The organism is Streptomyces sp. 8L (assembly GCF_020176795.1).
Classification (GTDB): Bacteria; Actinomycetota; Actinomycetes; order Streptomycetales; family Streptomycetaceae; genus Streptomyces.
Map to the genome: position 1 here is coordinate 1 of NZ_JAIUKE010000478.1, position 8,966 is coordinate 8,966.

Annotated in this window: 11 protein-coding genes and 1 pseudogene; 6 read left to right on the top strand and 6 right to left on the bottom strand. The window is 69.8% G+C overall.

Going from position 1 to position 8,966, the window contains the following annotated elements; genetic code table 11:
- The 3 genes from LCE31_RS31645 to LCE31_RS31655 all read right to left on the bottom strand — a co-directional run.
- Positions 1–190 (bottom strand): DUF397 domain-containing protein (locus LCE31_RS31645; RefSeq protein WP_225020492.1); only part of this gene is annotated, 190 nt, incomplete at its 3' end.
- 5 nt (positions 191–195) lie between these two features.
- Positions 196–432 (bottom strand): DUF397 domain-containing protein, encoded by a 237-nt coding sequence (locus LCE31_RS31650; RefSeq protein WP_225020494.1) that lies wholly within the window; start codon positions 430–432, stop codon positions 196–198.
- Positions 429–1,295, bottom strand: coding sequence for a helix-turn-helix domain-containing protein (locus LCE31_RS31655; RefSeq protein WP_374118609.1), 867 nt, complete (start codon positions 1,293–1,295; stop codon positions 429–431). The genes LCE31_RS31650 and LCE31_RS31655 overlap by 4 nt, the downstream gene beginning before the upstream one ends.
- 65 nt (positions 1,296–1,360) lie before the next feature.
- Here LCE31_RS31655 and LCE31_RS31660 point away from each other — a divergent pair, with 65 nt between their 5' ends.
- A complete protein-coding gene (locus LCE31_RS31660) occupies positions 1,361–1,888 on the top strand; it encodes an ATP-binding protein (RefSeq protein WP_308042335.1) in 528 nt (175 codons plus the stop codon).
- Positions 1,889–1,909: 21 nt separating this feature from the next.
- Here LCE31_RS31660 and LCE31_RS31665 read toward each other — a convergent pair whose 3' ends face one another.
- Together LCE31_RS31665 and LCE31_RS31670 are read right to left on the bottom strand one after the other, a co-directional pair.
- On the bottom strand, positions 1,910–2,206 hold the full coding sequence (locus LCE31_RS31665; protein WP_225020496.1) for a hypothetical protein: 297 nt from the start codon (positions 2,204–2,206) through the stop codon (positions 1,910–1,912).
- A 30-nt stretch (positions 2,207–2,236) separates the two neighbouring features.
- On the bottom strand, positions 2,237–2,566 hold the full coding sequence (locus LCE31_RS31670; protein ID WP_225020498.1) for a hypothetical protein: 330 nt from the start codon (positions 2,564–2,566) through the stop codon (positions 2,237–2,239).
- Positions 2,567–2,709: 143 nt separating this feature from the next.
- Between LCE31_RS31670 and LCE31_RS40615 the strand changes: the two genes are divergently transcribed.
- The 5 genes and pseudogenes from LCE31_RS40615 (at position 2,710) to LCE31_RS31690 (ending at position 6,601) form a co-directional block, all read left to right on the top strand.
- On the top strand, positions 2,710–2,841 hold the full coding sequence (locus LCE31_RS40615) for a hypothetical protein (protein WP_263632547.1): 132 nt from the start codon (positions 2,710–2,712) through the stop codon (positions 2,839–2,841).
- 737 nt (positions 2,842–3,578) lie between these two features.
- On the top strand, positions 3,579–4,283 hold the full coding sequence (gene gntA / locus LCE31_RS31675) for a guanitoxin biosynthesis heme-dependent pre-guanitoxin N-hydroxylase GntA (protein WP_225020500.1): 705 nt from the start codon (positions 3,579–3,581) through the stop codon (positions 4,281–4,283).
- A complete protein-coding gene (locus LCE31_RS31680; RefSeq protein ID WP_225020502.1) occupies positions 4,273–4,914 on the top strand; it encodes a LysE family translocator in 642 nt (213 codons plus the stop codon). Before gntA ends, LCE31_RS31680 begins: the two co-directional genes overlap by 11 nt.
- A gap of 24 nt (positions 4,915–4,938) precedes the next feature.
- Positions 4,939–5,022 (top strand): annotated as a pseudogene (locus LCE31_RS31685) (SDR family oxidoreductase); the annotation flags it as partial.
- 256 nt (positions 5,023–5,278) lie between these two features.
- The gene (locus tag LCE31_RS31690; protein WP_225020504.1) at positions 5,279–6,601 is read left to right on the top strand and encodes an eCIS core domain-containing protein; all 1,323 of its coding nucleotides are present in this window, start codon (positions 5,279–5,281) and stop codon (positions 6,599–6,601) included.
- Positions 6,602–6,643: 42 nt separating this feature from the next.
- Here LCE31_RS31690 and LCE31_RS31695 read toward each other — a convergent pair.
- The coding region (locus LCE31_RS31695; protein WP_225020506.1) for a CHAT domain-containing protein at positions 6,644–8,966 on the bottom strand (2,323 nt) is incomplete at its 5' end.

Genomic DNA, 8,966 nt, shown 5'->3' on the forward strand with positions numbered 1-8,966 from the left:
CGGTCAGCATCGGCCCACTCGCACGCTTCGAATCCCGCACGTGCACGGCGGTGGCGGCGTCGCACGCGGCGACCTCCACGCACTCGCCGCCCGAGCCGCCGCTGTAGCTGCTCTTCGACCAGGCGATCTCCACGCACTGGCCGCCCTCACCGCTGCTGTAGCTGCTCTTGAACCAGGCCAGCTCGGTCATGTCTCTCAGCCCCGTACGAGGGCGACGAAGCTGCCCCACGCACCGGGCGCGACGGTCAGCATCGGCCCACTCGCACGCTTCGAATCCCGCACGTGCACGGCGGTGGCGGCGTCGCACGCGGCGACCTCCACACACTGACCGCCGCCGCTGCCGCTGTAACTGCTCTTGGACCAGGCGATCTCGACGCACTGACCGCCGCCGCTGTCGCTGTAACTGCTCTTGAACCAAGCGAGCTCGGTCATGTCTCTCCCAGGAGTCCTTCGATATGGGCCAGCGACTCACCCGGGGTGAGCGCCTGCGCTCGGAGAATCCCATACCGCGATCCGAGTTCCTGCACCTTTACGTGATCGCTGTACAGACGACTGTCTTCCTGCGCCTCGGCATACGCCAACCGCTCGCCCTTGGCCGTGTCGATCATAGTAAATGCCCCCATCAGACCGGCATGGTCTTCCCGTCCCAGCGGCATGATCTGGACCTCGACGTTGCGGTTGTGCGCGAGGAGCAGGATCTGCTCCAACTGCCCACGCAGAACCGCCCGTCCGCCGAGCAACTGGTGCAAGACCGCCTCCTCGATCAGGAAGCTGAGCGACGGCGCCGGACGCCGGGCGTAGATCTCCTGCCGGGCCAGGCGCCCCACCACCCGCTGCTCGATCACATCGTCATCGATGACTGGACGGCGCATCCGAAGGACCGCCCGTGCATAGTCGTCGGTCTGGAGAAGACCCGGAACCACCTGGACCGCGTACTCGTACAGGCCGACCGCGTTGGCCTCCAGCGCGGCCATGTCCCGGAAGAACACGGGATACTGCGCCTTGGCGACCTCCTCCTTCAGTGCCGCCAGGATGCCGCCCGCGCCCAGGACCTCGTCCGCCTTGTCGATGGCGGCGGGCGTCGGGATGCGGCGGCCCTGCTCGAAGGACGCGATGCTGGACGGCGAGTAGCCGACGAGCTTGCCCAGCCCCTCGCGTTCGAGGCCCGCTCGCTGCCTTAACAGCTTCAACTGCCGCCCGAACGCCAGGACAACGCCCGCCGTGCCGCCCGTTCCGCCGCTGGTCTCTCCGGTGTCGTCGTCCGGTGTCGTGACGTAATCCTGGTCCGTGTCCACGGCCGTCCACCTCGCTCGCTCGGCATGCCTCGTACCCGTGCCGCAGACACGACTACAACGCCCCCGTGTCCGTGCGTCACCACTGGTCACGCTACGCCACGAGCGGGACCGTGGTCAGCGTGATGAAAGAAATCGCAAAAATCGCACCGCGCGACGAAGCCGTGGTGGAAAGGGAGTTCGCCATGCGGTTCAGCTCCACGCCCCGGGGCGCCCGGCTGGCCCGGCGGCTGACGGCGCACCGGCTGAACGCCTGGGACGTGCCGTACGACTCGGCGGCGAACGAGACCGCCGTCGCCGTCGTCGCGGAGCTGGCGGCGAACGCGGTCCGCCACGGGCGGGTCGCCGGACGGGACTTCCATCTGCTGCTGCGGCTGACGGACGACACGACCGTACGCGTCGAGGTCACCGACACCCGCACGGAACGCGTCCCGGAGGCGCCCGAGGACCGGGTGCCGGACCCGCTCGCGGAGTCGGGCAGGGGGCTGCTGATCGTGGAGTCCCTGACGGACACCTGGGGTTGGCATCCACGCGCCGACGCGCCCGGCAAGACCGTGTGGGCCCAGTACACGGTCGGGAGGCCTCCCAGCAGGTGAGGGCGCGCGCGGCCCGGGACGCTACGCGGGTACGCGGAGCGAGACCGTCCAGCCGCTGCCCAGTTCCTCCCGCAGCCCGGCGGCAAGGCGCTCGCCTTCCGCCTCGAAGGCCCGCTCCTCCTCGGGTGAGGAAAACCCGGCGTCGAGCGGGTCGTCGAGGTCGTACGCGGCGTCCCAGCGGGCTCTCCAGCCGTCCAGGTCGGCGACCAGCCCGGCGGAGAGCGGGAGAGTCCCGGGATCGGTGTTGTCCTTCACGCCGTCCCTCTCCACCCACAGGGGAAAGCACTGAATCTCGGGTGTGAGCAGCAGCTCGAACATCGCCCTCCTCCGCATGCCTGCCCGAACGCCTCAACGCGCGGTGTGGTCCTGAAGGAAGGAAACCAGTTCGTCAAGTTTCTCTTCGACCCCGGGCAGGACGGATTCCTCAAGAGGCTTGCCCTCGGTGATCTCCGTACGCAGCTCCCTGGTCCCTTCGAGCACGGCTTCGGCGGCTCTCGTCCGCTGATCTTCATCGAGGAGGCGGAACGAAATCCCTTCCATCGCCTCCGACATCTGGATCTCCGCCACGTCGACCTCCTCAGCGAGCCGCCGCTCCGCCCTGGTGAGGATCATCCGGAACAGAGCCTTCCGCACGGTAAAGGTGCCCGGCTCGTCCTGCGAGAAGATGAATGCCGCCATCAGAAACCGATCCTCAAGATCTCGCTCGCGGAAGCCGGCGGCCCCGCGCCTCGACGTACGAGTCCGCCATGCGGTTCAGTTCCACGACCCGACGCGCCCGGCTGGCGTGGCGGCTGGCAGTACACCGGCTGAACACCTTGGACATGCCATACGACTCGACGCCGAAACCACCATCTCCCGTCGCCGTCGTCGTGAAACTGTCGGCCACCGCCTGCGCCACGGACGCGTCGCCGGGCGGCCGGCCGGGCGGAACCTCCATCTGCTGCTGCGACTGAGCGGCAACGCGACCGCAGTTTCGAGGTGACCGGCACCCACGCGGAACGCGTCCCCGAGGCGCCCGAGGACCCGCTGCCCGGCCCGCTCGCCGAGTCCGGGAGAGAACTACTGATCGTGGAGTCCCGGGCGGATACCTGGGGCGTCCACGCGCCGAGGCAATCGGCAAGACCGTGTGGGCGCAGTACACGGTCGGGAGGCCTCCCGTCGGGTGATCGGCCCCGACGCTCTCGCGGCCCACAGCCGCCGAAGCACGGGCTCCGCGCGCCACCCTGGCCACAAGGCCGCCGCCGTGATCGGCCATGCCTCACCCAACGTCGCCCATCACGCGGTGAGGTGACCAGGAGACCGCCGCCGCGGCCCTGCGAACCCAGCGGACAGAACGCTGAATCCAGGTCCACCGGCTGAACAGAACTCCTGCGAACAACCATCCCGCGCCTGCAAGGGAATTGACCTCCTTTCAGCAGACAGTGAACCGGACGCCTCGCCGCGCCGTAACCAAACACGGGAGCCGATTCCTCGAAATGCTGTCCGTGGCCCACGGGCTGACGCCCAGCCCATGATCCACAGTCAGCATATTGCAAACAACAGGTTCTGAAAGGTCACGCATCGCTCCAAGCCCCACAGCAGCGACCCATAACCGATCGGCCTTGCGATCTCCATGTCCTCTCTCCTGGGCCGTCGCTGCGGCGAGCAATGCACCAGACGGCCACGAGAGATGGGAAGGGTGTAAGTCTTCATGCACGGAGCACTTCCGGACGAATCCGGCACAGGGAGCCAACTGAAGCAGTGGATAAAAGGCAGCACATTCACATGCCTGGCCGCAAAGGCTTCGGTCAAGCGTCAAGTTTTCCAGTATGCGGAGCTGGGCACCCTGGGTACCGATCGGACGACCCACGAGCTCCATAGCAGCCTTGAAAATTTCATTACTCAAAACTTGACCCCCAACGAAAATTTCGCCAGCTTCGCCGCAGTCTTCAGTGGCCCCGTAGGCATCGACGAGAACGAATTCGAAAAAATTACCTGGCAACAATTGTCCTCACTTCACGAGTACGACAACAAGCGATACACGTGGGCATCAGAAAGCGATAACGACCCCGCTTCCGCAAATTTCGCCTTCAGCGTCGCCGGACATCCGCTCTTCATTGTCGGGCTTCACGCAAATTCGTCCCGAGTTTCTCGCCGGTTTACACTGCCCACCCTTGTATTCAATTCCCACCGTCAGTTCGCACGACTGAAGGAGACCGGCATTTACGCCGGCCTGCAGCGTCGCATACGAGAGCGGGAGCGCCGCCTCCAGGGTGACATAAACCCGAACCTCGGAGAATTCGGCGAAATATCCGAAGCCCGCCAGTACTCCGGACGTGCCGTAGAACCCGACTGGCAATGCCCCTTCACCCCTCGTCCTGGTCGCGTCGCTCAGGAGACACACAGTGATAGCTAGCCTGCTGTCGTTCGCGGGATTCTCGACAGTCATCTGCGTCACCCCCGGACCCGATCTGGCGATGGTCCTACGCAACAGCATGTGCGGAGGGCAGCGCGCTGGTGCCGCCACGGCCCTTGGTGCAGCGGGGGGTTCATTGCTCTGGGCAGCCGTAGCCGCCGCCGGATTGGCGGCGGTCCTGCGACGTTCCGGTACCGCCTTCTTGGGCGTCCGCCTGGCAGGAGCCTCCTACCTCGTCTGGCTCGGATATCAGAGTCTGCGAAACGCGGGAGAATCATCGCCGTCCGATGAGTCCGAAAATCCGATGACGGAGGCCGCGCCGCTGACTGCCCTCACGGGATTCCGGCAAGGTGTACTGAGCTGCCTCCTCAATCCAAAAATAGGATTGTTTTTCATGGCGGCGTCCCCCCAGTTTCTCCCGGGCGGAGAATCCGCCTTCGCCTTCACATTGCTCTTCGGACTCATTGATTGCCTGATCGCAGCCCTGTGGCTGCTCCTCGTCGTAAAATGCACCGGCCGTCTTTTGCAATGGCTGAAGAAGCCTCGCGTTCAGCAGGTATTGGAGTTTTCCACCGGTGGTGTGCTCGTGCTTCTCGGAGGATTGACCGCTGTCGAGGCTCTTCCTCTTTGACTTCGTGCTTCGTCTTCCGGCGCCGCGCACCTGGTGGACTTTCTCTGCTCCCCGGCTGGCCAGTGGGTCAACGGACAACTGCTGTTCAGCAACGGGGGCCTGGCCTGAAGCGGCACCGCCGCCTCGGCGCGTCGCGCGCGCGGCGGCCCGGTACCAACGGGCCGGAAGTCTGCCCCCTGCTCTGCCCGTTCGTACCTGTCGTCCCACCGGGGCACCGCGGTAGTCCTGAAGAATCAGAGGGAGCAATCCTCCGGTCGTCTCAAAGGGGCTCATCATTCACGCGCACTCACGGCGGGAGCGCCGGTCAGCCGAGTCGGAGGAAGCCCGCGCGGCGAGTCCCCTCCTCAACACCCCGGCCCAGCGCATGCTGGATCTCCAGCGCCTGGCGGGGAACGGCGCGGTGGCGCGTGCCGTCGAGACGGCCAACCATGAGCACGGCCCCGGATGCGGGCACACCGGCGGCGGCCCCGCCGACTCGGGCGAGCTGCTGCGCACGGCCATGGCGGGCCCCAGCCGCTCGCTCTCGGGGTCCCTGCTGAGCGAGGCGACCTCGTTCTACGACAACAGCGCGCTGTCCGCGACCCGCGTGCACGACGACCCGACGGCCCAGCGCGCGGTCGCGGCGATGGGCGCGCACGCCATGACGGTCGGCACGCACGTCTTCATGGGCCCGACGGCCCAGGGGCGCAAGGACATCATCGGCCACGAACTCGGCCACGTCGACAAGAACCTCAGGGGTGACCGCGAGACGGGTCACAACGACGGTTCCGGCGTGACCGTGACCGACCCGGGACAGGCTTCCGAGCGGACCGCCGAGGCCGACGGGGCCGCCTTCGCGGCGGGCGCGGCGCACGCCCCGTCCGTCCTCGCGCAGCGAGCGGCGCTCCCGGGCGCGGGCCACGCCGCCCCCGCCGTGCAGCGCAGTGCCTCCCACGCGGGCGGCGGCCTGTGGGCGGACCCGCTGTCCGTCGTCCAGCGCTACGACCGCGGGTACGACCGGGGTTACGACCGCGGCCACGACAGGGGCCACGACCGGGGTTACGCACCCGACCGGCCGGTACGCAGGCGCCGGGTGGACGTCCGCAGCCTGCCGAGGTATTTCCGGGACCCCGCCTACGCGCTGATCAGCAAGAAGGCGGGCGGCGCGGAGTCCACGGCGACGCTCGGCCCGAACGGGCTCACCTCCATGGGCACCGACGCGGACTCCAGCCTCCCCGGCGCGATCCGGGACGCCAGGCTCCAGTACGACATCAACTTCAAGGCGGGGCACCTGCTGAACGCCGACTTCGGCGGGACCGGGCAGCACGCGGCCAATCTCACGATCCTCACCCCGGCCGCCAACAGGGCCCACCAGTCGTTCGACAACCCGCTCAAGGTGGCCGTCGACAAGCTGCGGCAGGTGTACGAGCTCATGGCCGACGCCTACCTGCCCGTCAACGAGCTGCGCTACGGCATCCGCGTCAACGTCAGGGTCTCGGGAACGAAGTGGGACGAGCACGGCCCCGGCAAATACATCACGACCCGGCTGTACTGCCACGCCGACGTCACCGGAATGACCCGCGTGCTGGACATGCTTCTGGACGCCCACGAGAACGGCACGGAGACCCGCGCGATGTACGAGATGATCGACCAGGTCCAGGCCTACGTCGACCTCGCCAACACCGCCCACACCATCGAGAACGAGTGAGGTCCCGGCCCGGTCCCGGGTCGCGCCGCGGCCGGGTGGCGCTCACCACCCCTGGTGGGTGAAGCCGGCCCAGCCGACCAGGTCGTCGGGGCGGATGTGGCGGGCGCGGACGGCGAGGCGGGCCGGCATCTCGGGCGGCGCCTTGCGCCACGGGTCCAGCATCCACAACTGCGCCCGGCGCAGGGCCTGGCCGGGTGGCAGCGCCTCGCGCCGCACGTAGTGGTGGGTCATGTACATCAGCAGTGACGTGGCCTCGTCGGGCACCGGCCACAGCGAGCCGAGCACCGTGCGCGCGCCCGCCGTCAGGAAGGCCGTGGCCAGGCTGTACGCCTCGTCGTAACCGCGGCTCGACACATTGCTCCAGCACGCGGCGATGCACACGAGACCGGGCTCCCACCGCCGGTTCGTGCCCTCGGTGAGTTCCTCGGCGGCGAGCCTGCTGCCCCCGGCCAGCTCCAGGCGGGCACTGTGGCGCTCGCCGGGATCGACCCGCGCGTGGCAGGCCAGGTGCAGCACACCGCCGCGCAGGTCCGCCAGCCGGGCCGACACCTCCGTCGCGTCGGCGGTGTCCGCGTCGAGATAGATCCCCTCCGGGTAGAACACCCGGTGGATCGCCTCGGCCTCCTCGCCCGCGTACCGCAGGTCGCGCGTGGGGTTGCCGATGACCAGCGCGGGGGTGCCGGGCGCCCCGAGGTCGGCCGGCGCCCGCCCGGCCACCTCGCACAGCGTCCTGGCCGACGGCGCGTACGAGATCTGGAGGTCCTCCAGCGCGTAGCGCCGCCCGGAACCCTCGGCGCGCCACGCCGCGTGCCACGGCACGGCGGCCAGCGTGCCCAGAGGGACGAGGACGACGCGCGGCACGCGGGACCCGTCCGGCCCGGCAGCGGGAGGGCCTCCGTGGCCGGGCACGCGGGACGCGTCCGCGCGGGCAGCGGGAGAATCCCCATAACCGGGCCCGCGGGACCCGTCCGGCCGGGCAGCGGAACCCCCGTGGTCGGGGAACTCCTGTACCACCGGCGCCAGTACGGACCTCCAGGCCCACTCGCACAGCCGGTCCAGCGCCTCGGCCCCGTTCGGCCGGGGGCCTTGCCGGGGTGCCGTCACCGGGCCCGGGGGGCGGTGCGGATCGCGCACCCCCCCGCCCGCGGTGCGATACGCGGCGAGTTCGGGGGCGTCGAGCGCCAGGTCGGGCAGCCCGACCGAGCGCAGTGTCCCGTCCGCCCCGACGACCAGCGCGGCGCCCGGGGTCGGCCTGCCTCCCAGCGGCAGGGATATCTCGCTCCTCGGCACCAGATAGACGAGCGCGTCGGCGCCGAGTGCCCGCAGCGCCCGGGCGATCTCGGCGGGGGCCGGCGGCGACAGCAGCCGGTCGCGGTACGGCGAGGCGGCCAGCACCTCGAGCACCCGCCGCCGCAGCCGCACCTCGGGGCCGGCGACGGCGGGCGGTACCGCCGCGCTGCCGGGGGCGCCGGGCCCCGGGTCGAGCGGCACGGGTCCGGCCGCGCGCCACTCCTCGGCCAGCCCGTCCTGGCCGAGTTCGCTCAGCATGCCCGGCACGTCGGCGCCGACCTGGGCGGCGTGCAGCAGGAGCGCCCGGCCGCTGTCCAGCGCCCGTACCGCATCGTGGAGTTCACCGTCCTCGACGCACCAGAGGGCGATGTCGAGGCAGTGCTCCTCCATCGCCCTGTCGCCCGCCTCCATGGCGTGCCGGGTGCCCGACTGGAGGAGGACGCTCCAGGCGAGCCCGGACAGCGCCGAGAGGGCGATCTCGCGCGACTCCTTCCCCATGCGGGCCGCGGCTGCCGCCTTGAGCTGCGGAAGCATCATCGACCGTGAGCGCAGCGCGTCCGCCAGGACGTGGCCGATGGTCACCCACATCGGATGCGCGGGCCCCTCGGCCAGCCGCCGGGCGCGGCGCAGCAGCGAAATGGCCTCGTCCAGATGGGCGTTGATCTCGCGGCCCGCGCGGGAGAGGCTGCTGAACGGCTTCGGCTCCCAGCGGACGAGGCCGGAGAGCACGTAGTGCGCCGTGGCCAGTTGGGCGGCGCACCGCAGCCAGTGCTCGTCGCCCTCGCCGCACTGCGCCAGCGCCTCTTCGAGCAGGCCGATCGCCTCGGCCACCGCCGCCCGCGCTTCCTCGCGCCTCTGGTTCGCGGCCCGGCCGACGAGACCGACCGCGGCCTGTATCAGCGCGTAGCGGTCGGTGTGGTCCAGCGGCGCCCGGGCGCCCGGGCCCGGGGCCCCCCCCGGCCCCGGGGCCCCGGGGGGGGGGGGCCCGCGGCGCGGGGGCGCCCGGACGGCGGTCACCGAGGGTGCCCGGATGATCGTGTTGCGCATTCGGCCCAGCGGGGTGAGGCTGAGAGTG